General features: G+C 48.8%; 22 protein-coding genes. 9 read left to right on the top strand and 13 right to left on the bottom strand.

Annotated elements, in window-relative coordinates; all coding sequences use genetic code 11:
- Entirely contained in the window at window positions 1-1,626 is a 1,626-nt protein-coding gene (locus tag H7A02_07850; GenBank protein ID MCP5172159.1) for an OB-fold domain-containing protein, read from the top strand.
- A 27-nt stretch (window positions 1,627-1,653) separates the two neighbouring features.
- Here H7A02_07850 and H7A02_07855 read toward each other — a convergent pair whose 3' ends face one another.
- The 8 genes from H7A02_07855 to H7A02_07890 form a co-directional block, all read right to left on the bottom strand.
- Window positions 1,654-2,307, bottom strand: coding sequence for a TetR/AcrR family transcriptional regulator (locus H7A02_07855; protein ID MCP5172160.1), 654 nt, complete (start codon window positions 2,305-2,307; stop codon window positions 1,654-1,656).
- Between the two features lie 218 nt (window positions 2,308-2,525).
- On the bottom strand, window positions 2,526-2,849 hold the full coding sequence (locus H7A02_07860) for a 2Fe-2S iron-sulfur cluster binding domain-containing protein (GenBank protein MCP5172161.1): 324 nt from the start codon (window positions 2,847-2,849) through the stop codon (window positions 2,526-2,528).
- Between the two features lie 73 nt (window positions 2,850-2,922).
- Window positions 2,923-3,402 carry an NUDIX domain-containing protein gene (locus H7A02_07865; protein ID MCP5172162.1) on the bottom strand — a complete coding sequence of 160 codons (480 nt, stop codon included), beginning with the start codon at window positions 3,400-3,402 and terminating at the stop codon, window positions 2,923-2,925.
- 75 nt (window positions 3,403-3,477) lie between these two features.
- A complete protein-coding gene (locus H7A02_07870; GenBank protein ID MCP5172163.1) occupies window positions 3,478-3,855 on the bottom strand; it encodes an OB-fold domain-containing protein in 378 nt (125 codons plus the stop codon).
- Window positions 3,855-5,021 (bottom strand): thiolase family protein, encoded by a 1,167-nt coding sequence (locus H7A02_07875; GenBank protein ID MCP5172164.1) that lies wholly within the window; start codon window positions 5,019-5,021, stop codon window positions 3,855-3,857. The genes H7A02_07870 and H7A02_07875 overlap by 1 nt, the downstream gene beginning before the upstream one ends.
- Window positions 5,022-5,058: 37 nt before the next feature.
- Window positions 5,059-5,814, bottom strand: a complete 756-nt coding sequence (locus H7A02_07880; protein MCP5172165.1) for an enoyl-CoA hydratase/isomerase family protein — start codon at window positions 5,812-5,814, stop codon at window positions 5,059-5,061.
- A 100-nt stretch (window positions 5,815-5,914) separates the two neighbouring features.
- Complete coding sequence (locus tag H7A02_07885) at window positions 5,915-6,784, bottom strand: cyclase family protein (protein ID MCP5172166.1); 870 nt, start codon at window positions 6,782-6,784, stop codon at window positions 5,915-5,917.
- A gap of 76 nt (window positions 6,785-6,860) precedes the next feature.
- On the bottom strand, window positions 6,861-8,396 hold the full coding sequence (locus H7A02_07890; protein MCP5172167.1) for an AMP-binding protein: 1,536 nt from the start codon (window positions 8,394-8,396) through the stop codon (window positions 6,861-6,863).
- A gap of 220 nt (window positions 8,397-8,616) precedes the next feature.
- On the opposite strand from H7A02_07890, the gene H7A02_07895 reads away from it, so the two are divergent.
- From H7A02_07895 to H7A02_07905, 3 genes are all read left to right on the top strand, one after another.
- Entirely contained in the window at window positions 8,617-8,808 is a 192-nt protein-coding gene (locus H7A02_07895) for a hypothetical protein (protein MCP5172168.1), read from the top strand.
- A 116-nt stretch (window positions 8,809-8,924) separates the two neighbouring features.
- Window positions 8,925-10,178: an aromatic ring-hydroxylating dioxygenase subunit alpha gene (locus H7A02_07900; protein ID MCP5172169.1), complete on the top strand. Its 1,254-nt coding sequence runs from the start codon at window positions 8,925-8,927 to the stop codon at window positions 10,176-10,178.
- Between the two features lie 56 nt (window positions 10,179-10,234).
- The gene (locus tag H7A02_07905; protein MCP5172170.1) at window positions 10,235-10,855 is read left to right on the top strand and encodes a TetR/AcrR family transcriptional regulator; all 621 of its coding nucleotides are present in this window, start codon (window positions 10,235-10,237) and stop codon (window positions 10,853-10,855) included.
- 83 nt (window positions 10,856-10,938) lie between these two features.
- On the opposite strand, the gene H7A02_07910 is transcribed toward H7A02_07905, so the two are convergent.
- The 4 genes from H7A02_07910 to H7A02_07925 form a co-directional block, all read right to left on the bottom strand.
- Window positions 10,939-11,676 carry a hypothetical protein gene (locus H7A02_07910; protein MCP5172171.1) on the bottom strand — a complete coding sequence of 246 codons (738 nt, stop codon included), beginning with the start codon at window positions 11,674-11,676 and terminating at the stop codon, window positions 10,939-10,941.
- A 358-nt stretch (window positions 11,677-12,034) separates the two neighbouring features.
- Window positions 12,035-13,672, bottom strand: a complete 1,638-nt coding sequence (locus tag H7A02_07915; GenBank protein MCP5172172.1) for an AMP-binding protein — start codon at window positions 13,670-13,672, stop codon at window positions 12,035-12,037.
- A 3-nt stretch (window positions 13,673-13,675) separates the two neighbouring features.
- Entirely contained in the window at window positions 13,676-15,643 is a 1,968-nt protein-coding gene (locus tag H7A02_07920) for an acetoacetate--CoA ligase (protein ID MCP5172173.1), read from the bottom strand.
- 19 nt (window positions 15,644-15,662) lie between these two features.
- Entirely contained in the window at window positions 15,663-16,805 is a 1,143-nt protein-coding gene (locus H7A02_07925; GenBank protein MCP5172174.1) for a CoA transferase, read from the bottom strand.
- A 337-nt stretch (window positions 16,806-17,142) separates the two neighbouring features.
- Here H7A02_07925 and H7A02_07930 point away from each other — a divergent pair, with 337 nt between their 5' ends.
- The 5 genes from H7A02_07930 (at window position 17,143) to H7A02_07950 (ending at window position 21,852) form a co-directional block, all read left to right on the top strand.
- On the top strand, window positions 17,143-18,312 hold the full coding sequence (locus tag H7A02_07930) for an acyl-CoA/acyl-ACP dehydrogenase (protein ID MCP5172175.1): 1,170 nt from the start codon (window positions 17,143-17,145) through the stop codon (window positions 18,310-18,312).
- Window positions 18,313-18,360: 48 nt separating this feature from the next.
- On the top strand, window positions 18,361-19,545 hold the full coding sequence (locus H7A02_07935; protein MCP5172176.1) for an acetyl-CoA C-acyltransferase: 1,185 nt from the start codon (window positions 18,361-18,363) through the stop codon (window positions 19,543-19,545).
- A gap of 148 nt (window positions 19,546-19,693) precedes the next feature.
- Complete coding sequence (locus H7A02_07940) at window positions 19,694-20,689, top strand: DUF2889 domain-containing protein (protein MCP5172177.1); 996 nt, start codon at window positions 19,694-19,696, stop codon at window positions 20,687-20,689.
- 24 nt (window positions 20,690-20,713) lie between these two features.
- Window positions 20,714-20,977, top strand: a complete 264-nt coding sequence (locus H7A02_07945) for a hypothetical protein (GenBank protein ID MCP5172178.1) — start codon at window positions 20,714-20,716, stop codon at window positions 20,975-20,977.
- A 71-nt stretch (window positions 20,978-21,048) separates the two neighbouring features.
- The gene (locus H7A02_07950) at window positions 21,049-21,852 is read left to right on the top strand and encodes a universal stress protein (GenBank protein ID MCP5172179.1); all 804 of its coding nucleotides are present in this window, start codon (window positions 21,049-21,051) and stop codon (window positions 21,850-21,852) included.
- A gap of 78 nt (window positions 21,853-21,930) precedes the next feature.
- Here H7A02_07950 and H7A02_07955 read toward each other — a convergent pair whose 3' ends face one another.
- Window positions 21,931-23,193 carry a cytochrome P450 gene (locus H7A02_07955; protein ID MCP5172180.1) on the bottom strand — a complete coding sequence of 421 codons (1,263 nt, stop codon included), beginning with the start codon at window positions 23,191-23,193 and terminating at the stop codon, window positions 21,931-21,933.
- Window positions 23,194-23,429 lie beyond the last annotated feature (236 nt).

Genomic DNA, 23,429 nt, shown 5'->3' on the forward strand with positions numbered 1-23,429 from the left:
GTGAAAAACAGCTCTGACTGCCGGCCTCTGCCAAACCTGCAAGAGGCTGGCGACTACTACTGGCAATCCGGAAAAACCGGTGAATTCACTCTCGGTTGGTGCTCCGGGTGCCAGCACTGGTTACACCCGGCTCGGGAAATCTGTCCAGATTGCACCACACCACCCTCCCCCAAAACAGCTTCCGGGCAGGCAAGGCTCATCACCTACACGATCAACCACCAGCCGTGGATTAAAGGGCTGGAAACACCCTACATCATCGCAATTGTTGCACCCGTTGAGGCTCCAGACATTCAACTCACCACCAATCTGGTCGATGTTTCACACGAGCAATTACTCATCGGTATGGCTTTACAGTCAGACTGGCGCTGTTGCAAAGATGTCTGGCTGCCGGTATTTAAACCACGGAACAATCCTGTAAAAAAATCTGAAACCCGAGCACCAGCAATCATTCGCTTCTCATCCACTTCAGAAAAGTATGAAAACGCCTCAGCCTTCACTGGCGCGGGCAAATCATCAATCGCCAGAAAGCTGCCACAAAGCCCTTTAATGCTGACAGCCGAAGCCTGTATCAATGCGATCGCTGACAGCGGGCTGAACAGAGCAGACATTGACGGCCTGTGCGCATACCCCGGCACCTCGGGAATGCCCGGTCTCTCGAGTGGTGGTGTACGAGAAATAGCCTATGCGCTGAACTTGCAGACCAATTGGCATACCGGCGCTCAGGAACTTCCCGGGCAGGCAGGGACAATCCCTTCAGCGATGCTAGCCATCGCTTCCGGTCTTTGTAACCATGTGTTGTGCTTTACCAGTTTTTCAGCCAGTAACCGGCCCTTGCCTAACGACCTGTTAGAAAGCGTGGTGGGTGAGCCGCGATGGTCCCTACCCTACGGTTGTGTTTCTCCCGCCAACTGGATTGGAATGTACGCCAACCGCTATCTGCATCAGTACGGAGCTTCCGAAACATTGCTCGGCACACTGGCTATTGCACAAAGACAAAACGCCGAATTGAACCCGGAAGCCCTATACCGAAATCCCTTGAATATGGAGAATTATTTGGGTTCAAGAAAAATTTCCACGCCATTCAAGCTGCTGGACTGCGACACACCCTGCGATGGTGCTATCGCATTTGTGATATCAAAAGCTGAACGGGCCAGGGATCTACCGAAAAAACCGGTGTACATAGAAGCCTGCGGCACTGCTTTTGCTGAAACTCAATCCTGGGATCAGGGCACTGTCGTATACCAACCCAACGTGCTCAGCGCCAGTCAACATTTATGGAGCCGCACTGACTTGTCACCAAAAGATATTGACCTAGCTGAACTGTACGATGGTTTCACGTTCAATACGATTTGCTGGCTGGAAGCACTGGGGTTTTGTGATCCTGGAGGGGCTACCGATTTTATCGGCGATGGAAGCCGTATTCTGATAAACGGACAGTTACCGATAAACACCCACGGCGGCCACCTGAATGCTGGCCGTAGCAATGGCTACGGCCACATTTACGAAGCTATCACACAATTAAGAGGAGAAGCTGGCGTCCGGCAAGTGAATGACGCAAAAATTGCGGCAGTATCAACCGGCGGTGGCATTCCAGCGAGTGCCATGCTGCTGAAAACTGAACCATAAATTACCGTATCGAAAACCGGCCTACCGTTACTGGGTCAGACGTACGCCGTCTTCTTTCAACTCATTGAATATCACCATCAACCGTTTCTGGTTTTTGGCCGAAACAAAAGGAAAGAGTATCAACATGACACCCAGCTTGGATGAATTCATAAAGGATTTGTCATCCAGATCACCCTGCACCCACATTTCCAACAGGCCAATAAAATGAGACATCAGCGAAATGGTGACCGCATTTCTTGTTCGGTCATCCTTTAGCGACGAAGAGTCAATCACAGTATCGGCTGCACGCTGCCAGTATGAGTAGGTACCGTCCATAAATGTTGTACGGTGTTCAGGGTGATTCGCCCCCATCAAAACCCGGTACAGCGGCCTTAAAAAAACCGGGTCCTCAAGAAAAAAGTCAACCGCGTTTTCAACAGCTTCAAGCGCGTGCATCGCGGTATCATCTGACTTGAAAACAAGCCCTTCTCTGGTCACTGTATCCAAAGAGCGCAACAACAATTCGTATAACAATCCCTCTTTGGAACCAAACAAATTAAACGGAGTAGCCGGACTGACTTCAGCAGCCGCCGCCAGATGTCTAACGGAGAACTCTGTTTCTCCTGTTTCTCTGATCAGGTTTTCAGCGGCATCCAGAATTCGGATTTTTCGCTCCAGCATTTGCTTTTGCCGTAACTGCACAGTTGATCCTCTTGCCAAAACATGAATAAAAAAACACTGTCACTGTTGCAGCCATTGCGTCCGCAGGAAGCTTCGGTGATACAGAAACAGAGCTGTGCAAAACTTTCACAGCCTGGCAGAAGTATAAACCAGTACGAAGATTAAATTCATGTAAAACAAAAAGGCGACATTAAGCCGGGCAAGCTTAATAGCGGGGAGAATAAGGCTGTCAGTGCCTGCTAATATTGTTTTTCAGGCACCAGGAAGGACATACCATCCATTGATTCGCTCACTTTAAGCTGACAAGTGAGACGACTATTTTCTCTGGGTTTCAGCGCGCCTTCGAGTAATTCCATTTCTGTTTCGGAAGGTTTATCAGTAAATTCGTGAATTCTTGTTTCATCAACATAAGCATGGCATGTTCCGCAAACAGCCTGTCCACCGCACTCGGCCAAAATACCTGGCACAAAGTTTTCAACGGCGACTTCCATCACACTCATGCCAACACGGGCCTCAACCTCAGTTTGTTGGCCGTCTGACTGAACAAAAACCAGCTTTACCATTCGTTCTATCCATTCCTGTTATTGATTTTTTCTGTGGCTACATTTCAATAGAATTAAAATCTGTAGCAAGCCTTTAAGCCACAGCAACACCCATGTGTTTCTCAACCTTCAATGCCGACATAACGGAAGATAACCAGCTAACGGTATTCAGCCGGGTAATATCGCCTGGGGAGCACCAGCGGGCTGCGTCATTTTCCCAATTGACCGCAATTTCCTTGGTGGTGGTTTCAAAATGAAATGCATGGATACACCATGTCTTGTTACGGCTGTCATTCAAATAAAACCGACAGGAGTTGATCAACTTGAGGTTTGCTGGCGCGATATTCGCTTCTTCTTCAATCTCAACCCGGACATGCGTAGACGGGCAATTATGCCGATCAAGAAACCCGGTTATGCAATGCCATAAACCGCAATCCCCGGTGACCATCTGGCTCCGCTTAAACAAGGCTACTTCTCCGTTGTTTGTTAACACTGAAGCGACAATCTCATGATCATACGCTTGTGTAGCCAGCTCAAAGTTAGCGAAAGTGGACGTTTCATATGCTTGATTCATAGCCATCTCAAAAGGTCAGTATTGCACTCACCTAAATTATACCAAGATATATTATTATATCAAGATATAAACAAACTAAAGAAACCCTAAATATACTCCTTGTAACCCATACTCGCAGGTGATCGTCACTGATTCGCCGATTGCGGGCAAATTTGCCTTCTCGCCCCTAAAGCGGCAAGGCAACCGCACGCCTTGCGCCTCGCTCACCTCGACCAAACCGACGATATAAGGAACAGCACCGATCTCCAGCCCGGTAAAATTTCGGTGCATTTCAGAAGCAGCAAACAGTGTCCCGTTCAGGGAGACAGGCTCCCAGATAAATTGATCGTGTCGGCAACACTTGCAGACAGGCGTCGGATACCAATTCCAGGCCTTACAGTTTTCACAGCGAGGAAGACGCAGAATGCCCTCTTCAAGATTTTTTTGCCAGACGGCATCCAGTGGCTCTAGCATTACCCCTCCTGACGCTTGAAAATCAGTGATGTGAATTGTCTGCCGGGTCCGGCACCAACAAATGCTGTTTGTGCACCCTGCACTTGCCTTGCTCCGGCCTGATGCCTGAGTTGATGAATAATCTCAGTGATATGCCCGGCCCCCAAAAGGTAACCATGCCCCATCAGTCCACCATGGGTATTTACCGGCAACTGGCCGTTAAATCTCAGCGCGCCTAACTGACACAGTTGGGCGCCCTCACCAGCCTTACACAAACCCAGTGCTTCGAGCTGCATAATCACTGCAAAGGAAAAACAATCGTAAATACCGAAAAGATCCATATCCTCAATTGCCAGCCCAGCCGCTTTGAGCGCCTTTTGAGATGAGCGCCTGGTAGCAGGTAAAGCGGGCAACCAGGGGCTCTGCGTATAAAAATCCATATCCGGAATGGGCTCGTAGTCATAGGCCCAACTTGCCAGCTCAACAGGACTCTGCTTCCCGTTAAATGCGTCAGCCTTTGAAACCACCAGCGCTACGGCACCATCGCTTAATAATGAGCAATCCACCGAGCGCAGCGGCTCTGCGAGCATGGGTTTTGCCAGATATTGATCTTTTGTCAGTGCATCCTGCCGCTGTGCAAGCGGATGATGGCTGGCGTTAAAGCGGGTAGCTTCCACTACAGCCCACAACATATCTTGAACCTGATCATCCGTTAGTCCATGCAGGTGTTGGTAGCGTTTAGCTGCAACCGCGTAATACAAAGCCGGGCCAGCAAAACCCGCTGGCGCTTCAACAACTTTTTTGGCCTCCATTCCGGCATGGTATCCCGTTGGGCCATTGGGAGTGGTACCCCAATCAACACCAAAGTAAATCAAGGCATGGTCCACTTTCCCCGAAGCAACGAGGTCAAATGCCATACCAACAGAAGCCATGATGCCCGCCCCGACCGGTGATGTCTGTAACGTGAGTTGCACGTTATCAAGTCCAGCCATGGGAGCAATACGGTCAAAAGGTGCCATTTGCGGCGTCAGACTGCTCTCGGTGACAACAGCACCAATTTGGTCAGGAGCCAAACCAGCATCATTCAACGCCTCGGAAATGGCGTGAACAATTAATGCTTCTGCTTTTTTTCCCGACTTTCGAACCGGGTGGAATTCCCCAATTCCGGAAACAACGGCTGTTGTCATTATGGCTGCCCTTTGAATTAAGCTTCAGAAAACCCGGTTATTTATCGAGAAATTTTCTGATTCCGCTTTTAAATGCTTCGGATGAAAATACAATAGAACGCATACCCATACCAATTTCCAGCCCACTGCTATAGGAGGCTTCCGCACAGGCCCGGACGGTAGACTTGCCTACCCGAAAACCGGTAGGGCTAAAGTTGCCGACCATTTCGCAGAAGGCATTCACTTCAACTTCAAGTACATCATCCGCAACCACTTTCTGCACCAAACCGTACTCCAGCGCTGTTTGTGCCGAAATAGGGGCGCCAGTCGTCGCCATATACATCGTACGCCGTTCGCCCATTGCCTGAATCAACGGCGGCACAATCACCATTGGGAATGCACCCAGTTTAATCTCTGGCGTTCCAAACTGCGCGTTCTCTGTCGCAATCGCAAAGTCACAACCTGCCACCAAACCACAACCACCGCCCAGAGCTCGGCCTTGTACAGCCGCCACAGTCACCGGTTTTAGCTGATGCATCAGCTCGAACATATAGCGAAAGCGCTCGCAGGCTTCCCACTGCTCTGCAGCACTGGCATCAATGATATCGCGAAAGTCATTGATATTACCGCCAGCACAATAATCCTTACCTTCAGCAGCGATAATAACGACACCGGCATCTTGCACCGCTGGAGATTGAAAGCAGTGGATAAACGCCTCAATCATGTCATTGCTCATGGGGTTTCGCTGTTCAGGGTTATTCAACGTGAGGCGAACAATGGCTCCCTCCGCTTTTACTTTAATAAGCTCTGTCATCGGATCACACTATTGGAAAGGTTGTCGTGAAGTTCACCGTTGCCAATCAGGATTAAAGAAGCAGCGGGATATCTCATCGATTTACTGGCGCAACCGATATTTAAAACATTAACATCGGTGCAACAGGGCTGGCCGTGCCACCGACAATACGTAACGGGTTAAGAGTCAACATCGCCAGGCAAACCCGCCCTTTCACTTGCTCGAGATCGAGCAACTCCAGAAACAAAACACCGTCGCCCTTCATCAGATTAACATGTAGCGGCAGCGCTTCTCCCGGAATACCAGACGGGCCAACTTCAACAGCTACATTGTCGGCACCAATAATCGAAAACTTGTGTTGCCTCACCCACTCAACACAGTCCTTCGCAAGACCGGGCCAAGACCAGCCAGTGTCGTGACCGGCACGATAGGCCTCAACTGATCCAGTCCGCACAATCAGCGCGTCACCGGGTTCAGGGGTAATCCCTGCATCATCAATAAGAGCTTGTAGTTGACTGGCGAAAATCGGCTCGCTCGGGTCGAGCCAGGGTTTGTCCGCAGGCACAGCATCAATAACCACTGCTCGAGTAACGATAGGGGGAATCGTCTCTGCACCGAGCTTGTTGGCACCGGTACTGCCCACATCCGTCGCAGGTAAATCACCAAACATTTTGCCATCACAAAACACGTGGCAAAGTGCATCGACATGAGTAGTGCCGTGGGTACCGAGAATAATCACATCATCAGAATGGCCGAAGCCCTCTTTCTCAATATGATGACCGGAAGAATAATCACCTCCATCGCGACGCATGTAATGTTGAGGCGGCTGACGCATAGGGGCGACAGGCCCTTTGCCGTGGACAATGGGCAAGCCGATGGAAATGGCCTGGCATGTCGATACCGCACTCATCGCCCTCTGAATAGCAGCCTTGTCTATGTACCTGAGTGCACCGGAAGTTGTTTCCGGCAAATCTTTTTTTGCAGCATCCAAAATTTTCTCACATCTGTTTTTTTTAGTTGTTTACAAACCAGAGCTTAAACGCACCCCGACTTGCCAGCAATGCTCTCTAGCTACCGCCCAAAGAGGATTGCCCTTCCCAAAATTCATTGCGTATTTCGTTCCGACGAATTTTGCCGACAGGCGTGCGAGGTAATGGCTCGTCTCTAAATACCACTTGCGTAGGCCGCTTTAATTTACCCAAACGATCATGGCAAGTTTGCATAACCACCTCTGCACTGAGCGTTTGTCCCGGATTCAGCACAACAACTGCCACCGGCGTTTCACCAAAGCGCGCATGGGGCGCTCGGACTACGGCCACTTCGCGCACTTCGGGCAAATCACCAATAACCAGCTCGAGCTCAGCGGGCCAAATATTAAAACCGCCAGAAATAATTAAATCATCTTTGCGATCAGACAAATAAAGATAACCGTTTTCATCTATGCAGCCAACGTCCCCTGTACGCATCCAGCCATCAACAAATTTAGTTGCGGTTAATTCCGGAGCATTCCAATATTCGTTAATCATTCCATCGACTTGCAGCACCAGCTCGCCCACCTCTCCGGGCGTCACCTCATTATCTTCTTCATCAATAATACGGATACGAGCAAAAGGCATCACTCGCCCTGCTGCAATGAGTGGGTCAGAGCCTTCAACCTGCCCAAACCACTCTTTGGATGTCATCCAAACTACGGGAGTGGCCTCAGATGCGCCATACATCTGATTTAATGTGTCGCCAAACGTCTCATGGGCTTTTAGTGCAGTTTGCGGCAGCATGGGGGAACCACCGATTACTATAGCTTTCAGTTTTTCAAAACTACGGCCTTTGGTTTCTCCCAGCGCGCATAAATCACTGATTATGGTAGGCACGGCAAACATGTAGCCACCATGCTCGGACAACAGGCTCCAACAACGCTCTGCTTCAAAACCGGGCTCTAAAATGTTGTAGCCGCCCAGTATCCACAGGGGTACAAACAGAAAGCCCGAGCCATGAGAAATAGGCGCAACATGAATAGCACAATCGCCTGTTTCAATCGGAGGGCAACGGTAAGTCCAATCGCGATTCATATTCATCCAGGCACTGTGACTAAAAGCGATACCTTTGGGAATTCCCGTAGTGCCACCCGAGTGACGAATGATAAATAAATCCTCAAGACTAATATCGGGGTTTGGGTCTGTATTGTCGTGAGTTGCCAGCCAGCTATCGTAATTTTCATCCCGCATGATCAAGTGCTCAAGTGCGGGCACAGCTTGCTGAATGCCCTCCAGCTCATAAAGGTGCTCTTTATCAACTACCAAAGCTTTACAGCCGGTATTTCTTATCATATGAGCATGGGCTTCCGGTGCACTTTTCTTATACAAAGGCACTCGAACGAAATTGCCAATAGCACAAGCCAACACGAAATCCGAGGATTCAAGGCAATTTAACTCCAGCACAGCGATTTTATCTTGGGGTTTTAATCCCTTATCAAGAAATGCATTTGCCAGGCGAAGCCCCCTGTCCCAGGCTTCCGCGAAAGTCAGCTCTCTTTCACCACTTACAATTGCCAATCTGTTCTTATGCCAGTTTGCCGCCTGGCGCATTGCGTCACGCACATTGATCATCGAGCTTTCTAACCCCTTTATTTTCGTATCGAATTAACTGTAATTTTTATAGCCTGGCCGCTCAATAATCTGCAGAGCAAGCCGCCCTCATATGAAAACGAGCGCAGGCCGAAACGTTATATTACGTTTACACCCTCAAAAATACAACACATATGTTGACAAAAATCAGCCACACCATCATGCTACGTCCGAATCATGATCTCTGGAGCTGAAAGCACTTATGGACATCAAGGATCACGTCTGCGAACAAAGTATCAAGCGCCTTTTTGAGGCTCGTGAACGCCAGTGCGAATATTCTTTTCTGCGTTATCTGGATGACCTCAGAGAACGTCTGGAAATTCTGGAAGAACCCGCACTTTGGGAAAAATATGGCAGGTACCTCACTGAGAAATACCCTTCCGACCAAACATAACCGTTCACAAGAACATCGCATTACTTTCCAGAAATCCGAGCTTCATCCGAGTACAAACCGACAATCACACTACCTAGCATTGCCTTAATCAAAACACCTACTGTGGAGGTACTGTTATGGCCGTGCTAGAAAGTCTTGAGCGCATTAATGCATTATGGAAAGCAGAAGAGCAGAGAAGAAAAGAAAAAACCTATCCCCGTAATTTCCCCGAGCTTCCCGAGATTCCAACTGAACGCTATTTCAGCAACACTTTTTTTGAACTGGAAAAAAACACACTCTGGCAAAAAACCTGGCTGCTGGTAGGCCACGGCAATGAGGTGCCAGAAACTGGCAGCTACAGAACTGTCGATATTCTTGATATACCGATTTTTTTTGCCCGTAACAACCAGGGAGTTATTCAGGCTTTTTACAATACTTGCCAGCACCGCGGAGCCAGATTACTTCATGATGCTACTGGCAAAAAAAGCTCTTTTCTGTGTCCTTATCATGCCTGGAACTACGCACTGGACGGCACCTTGAAATTTGTGCCCGATGAAGCTGACTTTCCCAATCTGAAAAAATGCAACCGCTCACTAAAAAGTCTTCGCTGTGAAACACTGGGCAACCTGATTTTCATTTGCCTGGATGACAACGTTCAGCCTCTGACAGATTTTCTGGGTGGCATCGCAGACATGATTAGTGATATACCCTGGGATAAAACCCGGCTTTATAAAGCCTTTGATTTTGAAGTGGATTGCAACTGGAAGTTTATTCACGACGCCTTTTCAGAAACCTACCACATCCAGTTTGTTCACAAAAACTCGGTCAATCAGGCCCTTAACCGTGTGTTCACGGCACGCCAAATGCTGAAAAATGGCCACAACGCCATGGTGGTAAAAAACCGTGCGGGAGAAAATGGCGATGCCCAAAGCAATGTGCTCGATCGAGCGCCGATACAATCGGCCGACAGCCACTCCAGCACCGTACAACTAAACCCTGTGACCCGGAAAGGGCAACGCAGCTACAATATTTTCCCCAATATCACTATTCCTGTGGCCGAGAATATCAGCACCATTATGGTTATGTCGCCACAGGCCAGAGATAAAAGCACCGTACGCCTCTACTACATAAAAATTGATCCGGCAGCACCAATCGATACACGAGTAGATCAGGAAACTGTAGAGGCATTTAACGCAGTATTACAGGAAGACTTTGATGCGCTTACCGGAATACAAAAAGCCGCAAAGAACAACGCCCTTCCCTCCGTCAAGCTCGGTTATGGAGAGCAGTTTATCTGCAACTTTCACCAACATCTGGATGAAACCATTGGCAAAGAAAACATTCCTCCCGAACTCCGGATAGAGGATGTGGAGCTTCCACTTGTTAGTTAGATCACGATATAATCAACTGCACTCACAGAATACACAGACCGTTTGGGAACAGTTCAATGCCTACAAAAAATCCAGACAACACCCGTCGCCGCCCCAAGCAAAGCCGGTCTATCAACACTGTTGAGAGCATTCTCCAAGCTGCGGAAGAGTTGTTTCTAAAACAGGGCTTTGACTCCGCAACAGTTGAGCAAATTGCCAAACGAGCCGGCGTTGGCATCGGCTCTATTTATGACTATTTCCCCAACAAAATTTCTATCGCGCTGGCTTTACTGGAAAGTGTGTCGGCAATGATTGCCAACGATTCAAAAACCTACTTTATAGAATTTGGCAGGGAATCCATTGAAGAGAGCATGCCCAAAGTCATACGGAAAGTGTTCGGCAGCTATAAAAGGCACAAAAATATTGTTATTACACTGGTAGAAAGCGCGCCGGAGCTACGCCTCGCAGCGGAGTTGTATTCTGTTGAAAAACTGATTTACCGGGCAAGCCTGATCTATCTCCAGATTTATGAAGACAATTTTGCCGGAAAAAACCTCAATACTGCTCACGCGTTACTCAATCAGGTCTTCGCCGCGAGCATCAAGCAATACCTTTCAGATGAAAATCCACAGCTGTCTGAAGAAGAGTTTTTGCAAGAACTGTCCAATATGTTTCTTGCTTATATCATCAAACCCTGAGCTTTACCCCGGTATAAAAAAACCCGGCCAAAACCGGGTTTTTTTTATTTCCGTTGCTGTCAACGGGTCCAGGTAACCTGGGCTCAAACCAATGCGGGGGTACCGCGGGCATCTCTGGTATTTGTACCGTGCAAATGCTTCAGAATGTAAAAGCTGAAGACACCGAAGAAAGCAAACAGCCAGGTGGTATATACAACAAAGAAGTTCCACAGGCCCGGCAGCTTGAAGGGGCCTTCGCTGACAAAAGGTAACAGCGAGAGTGGCACAAACACTAAACCCGTACCAATAGCGCTCCACCCTGTCCAGGCTGGGAAAATTTGCTGGTCACGGTTGAATATCACATAGAGGCCCAATCCTGTTAGCTGAATGGTCGTGATCATGTAGGTACAGTCGTAAATAAACCAGGTGAACATATGCACCATTTTAATAACGCCGGCATCAACCTCACCAACCATAAATGCGCAAGCCGCCCAGATAGCCGGACAAAGAGCCAACACAAAAGCCGTAAGGGTACCGCCGGTCAGCTCCATAAAGCTGAGCGCAGTATAGTTGCCCTGCTTGTCTTTGAGCATGGAAGCCAACAGGCAACTCCAGGGAAGGTAAATCAAACCTACAACGGCCGAGACTATCATGCCTACCCTGATTTCCGGATACTTGCCGTAGTACTCCGAAACCAACTGTTCAGCTGTCATTCCCATCATGTTGGGCGGTGGAATGTTATGCCCCATGATGGCCCAGAAAATAATGTACCCCAAAATGAAAGCCGGCCCACAGTAGGCCAAACCCAGTTCTATATTTCTTCTCGTTGTATCATTCATCATCAACCCCTCTTTGGAAAATTGGTACCTGCTGACGAGCCATGCTGTTTAACCGCAGGTACGTTTTACAGCCTTATAGCAATTATCTTGCAAAAAACAAGATATATCACGATATAACAAAAAAGCCCTCGGGTTACACTCGGATTCTGAAAATTTCCGTCATAAATCGATAGTGAAATCAGCCTCAAGACGTATTAAAGAGTGGCATTTTAATGATGAAAAGGAGGGCTGATAGAAAAATCAACCAGACACCATGAGCCGCGCAGCTAAAAAACAGCACCTCACTGAACGGTAAGGATTTACTAAAAAACTATCAGGCGAAATTGAGCAAACGCCAGAACCAAAGCTCTGGCATGGGCGTTTAATCGACTCTGGCAATGCCCGAGCGACTCAGGCTCCAGCCCTGCTCTGCGTAATCCCAGGTGGCGTCGGTTTTAGGCATGTCCCGCAACTTGTATTTTTCGATTTTTGCGGTAGGTGTGCGAGGGAATTCTTCCACAATATCGATATACTTTGGCACCATAAAATAAGGCATGTTTTTGCCACAGTGCTCAAACAGCTCTTCCGCCGTAATCTGCTGCTCCGGCAGTAAAATCACAAACACCCTCACTTCGTCTTCACCGATTTCAGAGGGAAAGGCAACAGCCGCGACCTCGGAAACAGCCGGGTGTTTACCTACCAGCAACTCTACCTCGTAGGACGAGATGTTCTCTCCCCGTCTGCGCAAAGAGTCACTGACACGGTCTTCAAAATAGAACCAACCGTCTTCATCACGACGCCCTGAATCCCCGGAATGCAGCCAGAGGTTGCGCCAGGATTCCACGGTTTTCTCCGGCATACCTACATAGCCGGAGGCTGTCAGATAAGGCAGTTTGGGTCGCACAACAATTTCACCGGTTTCCCCATGAGGCACCTCATTGTCGAACTCATCAACAATTTTGACTTCATAATAAGGGCTCTGCTTGCCACAGGATTCAGCGCGGTAGCCGGTATCAAGTGAGCGAAACAAAGGCAGTCCGACCTCTGTCGAGCCGAAGACCGTGGTCATGCGGCAGTTAAAGCGTTTTTCAATAATGTGGTGGGGGCCATCCGGATCCGGCACCGCGTAAATAGTGCGAATTGTGCTGGCTGCATCCTCTGGAGATTCCGGCAACGTCAGCAGCATATTGCAAATACCACCCACCCCCAAAAAGTGGGTAATGCCGTGAATACGAACCTCCTCCATGAATCCACTGATACTCAACTTTGGCATCAGTCTCATCCGGCCGCCACTCACCAATGTAGCAATGGTTATAAATTTGCCGCTAAGATGAAAAAACGGCAAGAAATTCATCAACACCTCGTCATCTTGAAACTTGTTGATGTCGGCATACATCACGCCATAGGCTGTGAGGTAGCGGTAAGACAACAACACACCTTTTGAGGGACCCGTTGTGCCAGAGGTAAAAATAATGCCGCAGCTATCAACGTAAGAGATGGTGATATCGAGGTTACTGTCATCCTGCATTTGCTGAAGCTGTTGAAACGGCATATACGGCGCGGATAACTCGCGGCTTTCCGCTCCCCTCACAAAACAGGTTTTGACCGCCGAATCCTTTATCACACCGTTAACGTTTTCATAGAAAATGTCATCAACTACACAAAACTCTGCGCCACTGGTCTTCAACTGATGCAGAAGAATGTCACCCAGGTATGCGCTATTGATTGGCACTTCCACTGCACCTATTTTGGCGAGGGCAAACCACAAACAAAGGTACTCCGGCGATGTTGCCATAACAACAGCAACAACTGACCCATGTGTCACGCCCTGCTCCATCAGACAACGAGCCATGCTATTCACTGCCTTATTAAAATCACCAAGTGTGTGGGTTTGATCTTCAAAGGTAAAAAACACAGCTTCTGGCGACTCGCTGGCGCGCTTTTCGAGAAAATGACTGAACACAAACTCTTCTATTTCCAGCGCATCAAAATAGTTTTTTGCAACGGCAGACATATTCATTTTTTAAACCTTTTTATCGCTATTGAGTACACTGGCAGATGAATGCCACTGAAGAATTTCCTGCAACGCATGGCCATTTACCAAGCTCTCCACGTTAGCCACTTTCTCCATAGGTACGCCTTTAAGCAGTTTTTTGATGGGCGCTTCTATTTTTTTACCCGTTAATGTTCTGGGAATGGCGGACAACCAGACAATCTCATCTGGCACATGCCGGGGAGACAGGTCATTCTTCAAGCGCTGATTAATTTCAGTCCCAAGTCGCTCCTGATTTTCAGAAGACTCTGCAACAGCAAATAGGGTTAGCCGCCCCATACCTCCAGAGGCGTCTTCCAAATGAACAACCAGACTGTCTTCGACACCCGGAATTTCTTCTACGACGGAATAAAAATCTGCGGTGCCAAGGCGCACACCTCCCCTATTCAGGGTCGAATCGGACCTTCCCGTAATCACCGAAGCACCATCATCAAATACGATAATCCAGTCGCCATGAGTCCATAAACCGGGGTTCTGGTCAAAATAAGCATCGTTCAGACGGCTACCGTCGTCACCCCAGAAAGCAACCGGCATTGAGGGCATTGGTGTTTTTATCACCAACTCACCGGGCTGCCCTAACACCTCTTCACCCGAGTCATCCAGCGCTGCAATATCACAGCCCAGCAAGGGTGCAGAAATCTCGCCTGCACGTACCGGCACAATTGGCGAAGCGGCAACAAAAGCAGAGCAAATGTCTGTGCCTCCCGCCGCCGAGCTTAGAATCACACGTTCATCAAACTGGCTGTATATCCAATCAAAGCCTTCTGCCGGCAATGTTGACCCCGTTGACGTAATGGTTCTGATCGCACTTAAATCAAACTGCTTGCATGGTTCCAACCCTTTGTCCCGACAAGCCATATAAAAAGTGGCGGAGTTACCAAAAAAATCGACTTTTTCATCGGCGGCCATCGCCCACAAATTGGAAGCATCCGGCCACATAGGATTGCCATCAAAACAGACCATACTGGCACCCAAAACCAACGCGCTGACTCCGTAATTCCAGACCATCCAGCCGGTAGTAGAAAACCAGAAAAAACTGTCTCCATCGCGTACATCGTTGTGCAGAGCAATCGCTTTACAATGCTCAAGTAAAATTCCGCCATGCCCGTGAACAATTGCCTTGGGCAACCCGGTAGTGCCGGAGCTGAAAAGCACATATAGCGGGTAATCAGCAGATACTTTCTCGAAACTCAGTGGCTGAAGTTCAGCCAGCAGCTCAGACCAATCCATAGATTGATCAATCTGCATACCCGCTGCATAAGGGACATCGATCACTTGCTTGATAGAGGGCACCGCCTTGCGGATTTCAGATAAATGTTCTCTTCTATCCATCGGCTTATCGCCATACTGGTAGCCCGCTACTGCAATCAGTAATGTCGGCTCAACCTGACAAAATCTGTCTATTACCGCTTTGGCACCAAATTCCGGAGCACAACTTACCCAAATGGCACCGATTGAAGCAGTTGCCAGAAACGCAATGGTTGCTTCAGGAATATTGGGCAAATAAGCCGCCACTCGATCCCCACGTTTCACGCCCTGTTTTTTTAACCCAGCAGCACAACGCGCCACCTGTTCACGCAATTCATCCCGACTTATTGATACACGACCCCGGCTCTGGGAGATCCCCACCAGTGCTGGCTGACTACCTGAATGCCGGAGTACATGCTCGGGGTAAGAAAGCGAAGCACCGGGCAACCAGTTCGCACCCGGCATCTTTTGCTCATCAAGGATTTGTTCAGGGGAGCCAACATCGAGGTCAAAAAAATCAATGATTGATTGCCAAAACGCTTCGAGATTGTCTACGGACCAACGCCAAAGGCTCCCATAATCTTTAAAGTCCAACTGATGATGTTGCTTAAGCCAGCAGCAGTATTCACCAATAGTTGAGGTATCAAAAGCGTCATCGGGTACTGGCCGAAGCAACTTGCCGCGAGGCATAACAGAATCGCCACTCATTTCATTCCCCATCAGAATTTTTCCTAGCAGATGCCCCCGAGCAAAAAAGCTCGAGCTGCTGCATAATTTGTTGGCTGTTCTCTCCCACTTCGGGTGGGGCCGATGGAGCCGCTAGAACCGTTCTGGACAGCCTTGGTCCCGGCGCAGGCTGGTGAATATCGCGCAACGAAATATAAGTCCCCCGCTCTTGATGATGCGGATGCTGTAACGCTTCTTCAAATGACAGCACCGGAGTCACACAAGCATCTGTATGCTCAAACATCTGCTGCCATTCGTCCCGTGTTCGGGTACTAAAAATGCGCTCCAACTCTGCCTTTAAGCGAGGGCCAATGTCTGCATCGTTTCTCTGCCACTGGGCAGGGTCCATACCCAACCCCTGGAGTAGCTGTTGATAAAACGCTTCTTCAATAGCACCTACCGCAACGTATTTTCCGTCAGCAGTTTCATAAACGCGGTACCAGGGGCAGCTGCCGTCAAACGTGTTTGTACCGCGCTCCCCCCAACGACCAACACCCCACATACCCAGCGTAGCGGCAGACAACGAAGCAACACCATCGACAATCGCGCCGTCCACAACTTGTCCTAAACCGGATGTCGAGCGCTCAAACAAAGCAGACAAGATACCAACCATAATGAAGAGCCCACCGCCACCATAATCCCCAAGCAAGTTGAGCGGCAGCGGTGGTGGTTTGCCGGGTTCCCCCATGGTTTCCAACACACCGCTCAACGCAATGTAGTTAATATCATGACCAGCGGTATTTGCCAGCGGCCCGGTTTGCCCCCAGCCGGTCATGCGAGCGTATATCAAACCGGGATTTATAGCGTTGAGATCTTCAGGGCCGATTCCCAGCCGTTCAGCGGCACCAGGTCGCATACCTTCTATAAAGATATCCGACTGATTAATTAGCTGATTAAACGTTGTTAAGTCTTCAGAGTTTTTAAGATCAAGCGCAATACTTTTTTGCCCGCGCCTTCTAGGGTCCTGACTGGCAGGAACTGTAGTAATCATTGGCGAACGCCGATCTACCACAATAACTTCACACCCAAGATCAGCTAACAGCATGGTGGCATACGGTCCCGGCCCCCAAGCAGCTAAATGCACTACTTTAATTCCAGCGAGAGGCCCGCTGTTAACGTCTGTCATTCTGCATACCCTGATTAAATATTTTTATACGACTTTTCAGAAAGTTGTCAGACTTTCAAATATTGAACACACCTTATTTCCAGCCCATCATTACACAGTAGAAGAGCTCGTCACAACGGCCTTTTAAACCCGGGCAGCTACGCCGCCAACAGACATTTGAAAACTATCAATTTGGTCATTAAGTGTCAACACCTGTGTTGTATTAATAGCAAAGATCTGTAAAATACAGTCAACCATCTTCAGCCCTTCATTCTTAAACAAAGGGTTTGGCAACGACACTAATACTAAACACAACTGTTTGACTTGCCCGTCATAACACTTTTCAACGGAGACAAAGATGTTCGATCTCGATCTTACCGATACTCAGGCGGCACTCATTGACAATGTAAAGAAGGCCTGCGAAAAATTTGATGATCAATACTGGACAAAACACGATCAAAACAAAGAGTTCCCCTTTGAGTTTTTCGATGCCATGGCTGAGATGGGTATTGTCGGAATGGCAACACCGGAAGCCTACGGCGGTAGCGAATGTTCAATTGAAGATACCGCACTGGTGCTTGAAACCATTGCAGCCAGTGGCGCTGGAATTAACGGGTGCTCTGCAGTTCACCTTTCCATGTTTGGCTTTCACCCGGTTTTGTGTCACGGCTCTGAAGTACTGAAGCAAAAATACCTGCCCCGCATTGCCTCGGGCGATCTGCATGTGTCTTTTAGTGTAACCGAGCCGGACGCAGGCAGTGACACGGGTAGTATCACTACTAAAGCCACAAAGACCGATGGTGGCTGGTTGTTAAACGGTCGAAAAGTCTGGTTAACCAAAGCCCATATTTCAAAATCCGCTCTGGTTTTGGCTCGCACTTCAGCGATTGGTGAAACCAAGCGGCCGATTGATGGACTCTCTCTGTTTGTAGTGGATTTTGATCCGGAAACAACGGACATATCCCTGATTCCCAAGATGGGCAGAAACTGCGTCGGCAGCTGTGAAGTTGTATTCGAAAACACCTTTATCCCGGAAGAAAACCTGGTCGGTGAAGTGGGTAAAGGTTTCTATCAGTTACTCGATGGACTGAATCCCGAGCGTGTTTTTGTGGCTGCGGAAGGCGTCGGTATTGGCCGCGCAGCTCTTGAACGGGGTGTACGCTACGCCAACGAGCGCGTAGTGTTCGGCCGCCCTATCGGTCAGAACCAAGGCATCCAACACCCTCTCGCAGATGCCCATATGCAGTTGTCTGCTGCACACACCATGTATCGCGTTGCTGCGCGTATGTACGATCAGGGAAAACCCTGTGGTGAGCAGGCTAATACGGCGAAATTCCTGGCAGCGCGAGCCGCAAACTTTGCCTGTGACCGGGCTTTCCAGACCCACGGCGGCATGGGCATGGCCGTCGAGTATCAGGTTGAGCGCTGGTACCGGGAGGTACGCATGATTCGTATAACACCTGTATCGGAAGAACAAATCATGAACTATATCGGCGAAAAGGTTCTGGGCTTACCCAAGTCCTACTGATCCCCTGACGGGTTAATCGACAGATCATAACACTACACTGGAGTTAGTATGAGAGAAGCCGTCATTGTGTCTACCGCGAGAACGCCTATCGGCAAGGCGTTTCGTGGCGCTTTTAATAATACTCAATCGCCTACATTGATGGCCCATGCCATAAAGCACGCGGTAAACCGAGCCGGTATAAGCGTAGATGAAATCGAAGACACTGTCATTGGCACCACGCTTTGCGCGGGCAGTGCCAGCTCCAATATCGGTCGACTCAGTGCACTGGCCGCAGGATTGCCAACAACCGTTTCCGGTCAGACAATTGACCGCCAATGCTCATCCGGGCTGATGGCCATCGCTACTGCCGCAAAACAGATTATCTGCGATGGCATGGATGTTGTGGTTGCCGGTGGTCAGGAAAACATCTCTGAAATCCAGAACCGCTATTTTGAATGGGCCAACCAGTGCCACGATGACAATGTCATCAGAAACACTCTTCACGCTTACATGCCCATGCTGCAAACAGCTGAGTACGTCATCAAAAAGTATAACGTCGATAGAGAATCTCAGGACCTCTACGCGCTGAGTTCCCAACAAAGAACAGCCGCAGCACAAAGCACAGGGCTTTTTGATAGCGAAATTGTGCCCATCACAACCACACAATTAATAACAGACAGGGCCACCGGAGAAACCACAAAGCAAGAAATCACCCTGACAAAAGATGAAGGCAATAGGCCTTCAACCACGTTGGAAAGCCTGTCTGCGCTGAACCCGGTGATTGAGGGCGGTGCTGTTACTGCCGGAAATGCCAGCCAACTTTCCGACGGCGCCTCTGCCTGTGTGATCATGGACTCAACTCTGGCTCAGCAACGCAATGTTGAACCTCTTGGTATATACCGAGGCATGATGGTATGTGGAAACCCACCGGAAGAAATGGGTATAGGTCCTATTTATGCTATCCCTAAATTATTGAAAACCCACGGCCTGACCATTGATGATATTGGCCTTTGGGAACTTAATGAAGCGTTCGCATGCCAGGCCCTTTACTGCCGAGATTACCTGGGCATTGACCCTGAAATCTATAACGTAAATGGCGGCAGCATTTCTATTGGACACCCTTATGGCATGACAGGTGCTCGAATGGTGGGCCATGCACTCATTGAAGGAAAACGTCGCGGAGTTAAATATGTGGTCGTCAGTATGTGTGTTGGTGGAGGAATGGGAGCCGCTGGCCTTTTCGAAGTTATTTAGCAATTTCGCCCCCTGCACAACGCCCATAATTTGAGCTGATATTTACGATATAGTATCAACATGACATTCACCAACTTGATACGAGCTACTTTGCCAATGAAAGAACCGCACCCTTTTCATCAACAATGTTCGCGGCATAGGCGTTAATGTGAATAACCAGAACGCCAAGTTACCCAACCCCAGAGGAGAAGTGCCGATAAGACGGCCTGGCTCCGCAAGAAGAACCAGTACGATTGATGCGACCTGGCCGGAAGAAAGAGAAGGCCGTATACAGCTACACGGAATCACCAGAGATTGCATCACCCCTGAAAAAGGCCACGCCCTGCACACAATAGGGCACGACGAACTGTTTGTAACAGCCGATTCAGACAGATGTATTACACAAATTCGCAGTACACCTGACCGCCCGTCATTACAAACGCTGGTCGGCATACGCGCGCTCAAAGAGCTACGGCAACAACTTGCTTCTGTTATTCCTCAGGATCAACAGAAGGGAGCACCCTTTTATTCTTTAATGCACGACATCACCGGTGTTGTCATCATCTCTGATTGGGCCTGGGCCTCCCGCAAAGAAAGCCTGTTACCTGGCCCCAGAGCCAAACGGCGCGCGATGATGGCAAAAATGGAAAGCGCCTGTATTGGCTTTCACCCGGATTCCAGCGCCTTGCGCACAGATGGCCGTTATCAGGCCAACATGGCGGCGTTCGTTCCGCCTTTTGTTCGCGAAGATGATCCGGAAGGCTGGCATGACTTACCCGACGTAACCGGCGTATCAATGCGCAGAGCCCGTTGGCTCGATTTATGGATCGAAGATGACATTCATATTGAAAGCGGGTTTCAGGACAGCGCGACAACAGAAGAAGGTCCTCGCAAAGCTGTACATGAATACTCGGTTCGGGCTATTTTTGACAAACAGAGCATGGTATTAAAAAGTGTTATCGCAACACCCCATATTCTGCCATTTCCGGAGTGTCCGGGTGCCGTTAAAAACATACACCGTTTGCTCGGATCTGCAGCGCCTGACATCAGAGATCAGGTATCTCAGACATTGTATAAAACCAACGGTTGCACCCATTTAAACGATGCACTTCGGTCACTGGCAGATGCACCGGCTTTGGTTGCCAACCTAACAACACATAATTAATACAACCTTAAAGAGGAAATCATTATGAGAGGAATGGGAGAAAATCCGGGAGAAGATTGCCCTTTTGCTTTTAATATGGACCCCAGCACATTCAAGCCGGGAGACCTAATCAGCTATCGGGTGCCGGAAGCTTTTGGTGACATGCCATTTGTTGGTGAAATTGTCAGCGTAGAACAAGACCATATAGTACTCCGCCACTATGGGGAGGGCGGTGATGGCACTCTGATGAAAGGCTCACTTGAAGATCGACCAGTGGTCAGCAAACAGGAAGCACTTGGCGAAGACTAAAATAAACAACAACAAACAGGATAACCCGATACTTCGGGAATACCGTTAACCATATAGAAGAGGGAAGTCTCATGGCACTAGACGATAAACTGCTCATTGTTATCGACCCCGAGTCAGATAACCACCCAGCTCGGGACAGAGTTGTTGAGCTCATCAAGCTTGGGTTTTCAAAGGCCCAAACGGAAGTAACCCTGCTTTTCATTGTTGACCATAGTAATACTGACTCATCGGCCAGCAATGCCAACATTTTTCGCGATGACAAATACATACAGGACGTTATCAGCCCCCTTCTGGATATAGGCGCAAAACCATCCGTTATTATCAGCTGGAGCAAAGACTGGGCTGACAGTATTCTCCAGGCCAGCGAAAGTATCGACGCTACGTCCGTTCTGATTTCACACCCGCCAGCAGAGAGCAACCGCAAGCTGACAGACGAATTCTGGTATTTGATCCGAAACTCTTCAGTACTGGTGGATATCATCAAAACATCCAACAAGCCCTCCAGCGGCAAAATTTTGATTACCATGGACCTGCAGGATGACAAGCTCAGTGAGCTTAATGAACGTATCCTCGAAGCGGGCGTAACCAGTGCGAAAAATTTTGGAGCAGAACTCCACCTGGCAAATGCCTACAAGGATTCGTCCCATTACCCCGATCGAGGCAACATATTAAAACTCACTGGTATTGAAAACGACCACCTGCATATTCGCGCAGGTGAACCAGATGAGGTCGTGATCGAGGTCAGCAAAATGCTGAACCCCGACATGCTTATTATGGGAGCCACCCGGCGGCGAGGACTGAAAGCCACGCTTAGAGGAAGGAAACTGGCCAGAATGATTCAAGGAGTCGACAACGATACCATCATTGTCGTCTGACATCAGAAAAGCCCTGACACCCATATAAAAAGGCCCGATACCAAAGTATCGGGCCAATATTCATCAATGAGGCTCCCGCTACTCAACCGGGATCGACCGTGTTGTAGCCGGATCCCAGACCAGATACAGATCTTCCATACTTCCCACTGTGCCAGCCTTGAAATTCGGAACAGCACCAGGTTTTACGTCGAAATCCGGAATTCGCGACAGCCACGCGGTCAGAGCCGCAATGATTTCCACCCTTGCCAATGGCGCGCCTGCACAACGATGCGGCCCCGCACCAAAGGTAACATGCTCAACATTCTTGCGGTCAAAATCCACATTCATCGGGTCGGGGTTAACGCGATCATCCAGCGCTGGCAGGAAAGTGGCATTAATCACCATGTCACCTGCCTTCATTTCTGCGCCATAAAAGCTGACATCTTTTTCAACATAACGCCCTACAACAACCAGACCATAACGACGCACAAATTCGTCTGCAGCTGCTGGAATCAGATCTGGATTCTCAATCAAGCGTCTGCGTTGTTCCGGGTTTTCTGCCAGATACAGCATGGCAAAGTTCATGAAATTCACGATGGTATCGAGACCCGCGATAATAACTTCCACACACAACTGGTAGGCATGATCATCAGGTAATGGCTGGCCGTCAATTTCGGCATTCACCATGTGACTGATCATGTCATCGCGCGGATTAAGCCTGCGCGAAGCAATAGCAGGTGTCAGGTATTCGAGTATTTTGGCCTCAGCATCCTTTACTGCCATTGTTCCATCCGGACGCATCACCTGATCAGCATATTGCTTCAAGTAAGGGCCGTCTTCAGGTGGTAACCCAAGAATAAGCATAATAATACGCGTTGGAAAAGGCGCCGCAATATCCGAGGTAAAACAACACTCTCCTTGTTCCCGAACGCCTTCAATCAATTTCGCTACTGTCGTTTCAATTTCAGATCGCATCTGACTGATACGCTTGGGAGACAGGCCTGCATTTAGCAGCGCACGATAAGGTCTATGCTCAGGTGGGCTCAGGTGTGTGGGAAGAATATGGTACTCCTCGCCTCGTTCTTTCGGCACCAGAATACATCGTGAGGAAAACGTTTCATAGTTGCTCAATACTTCTTCAACAGGCTTGAAACGGCAGGTCAGCCAGTGACCACCGTTGTAGGGCGTCCATACAACGTCCGGTACGCCTTCTGCGTGCAATTGCTTCCAGGCATCATGGAAACCCTGCTGGAGATTCGGCGGGTTGTAAATATCAAAGTCGACAACCATCTCATCCGGGATATAAGCGGGCTTTTCTGCAATCGGGTTTAAAGATTCTCTCATGGCAGCCGTCGCGGTCATTTTTTCTTACCTCTCATTCTGTATTTATATGGCCAAACAATATTAAATTCAACACGTGTGTTGAATTTAATATTCACACAAAATGAGGCAATAACCATTGATATGAATCAAGTTGCACGGTTAATTTTCGAGCACAAAGAAGAGAAATTTAGCGAGCTTTTAAACAGGTAATAAAAAGAGTATTTTTTAGACAAAAAAACACCAGCAAGAGCACTTGTAGCCGCCCAAGCTGGTGT

This window comes from Pseudomonadales bacterium (assembly GCA_024234435.1).
Taxonomy (GTDB): Bacteria; Pseudomonadota; Gammaproteobacteria; order Pseudomonadales; family Porticoccaceae; genus JACKOF01.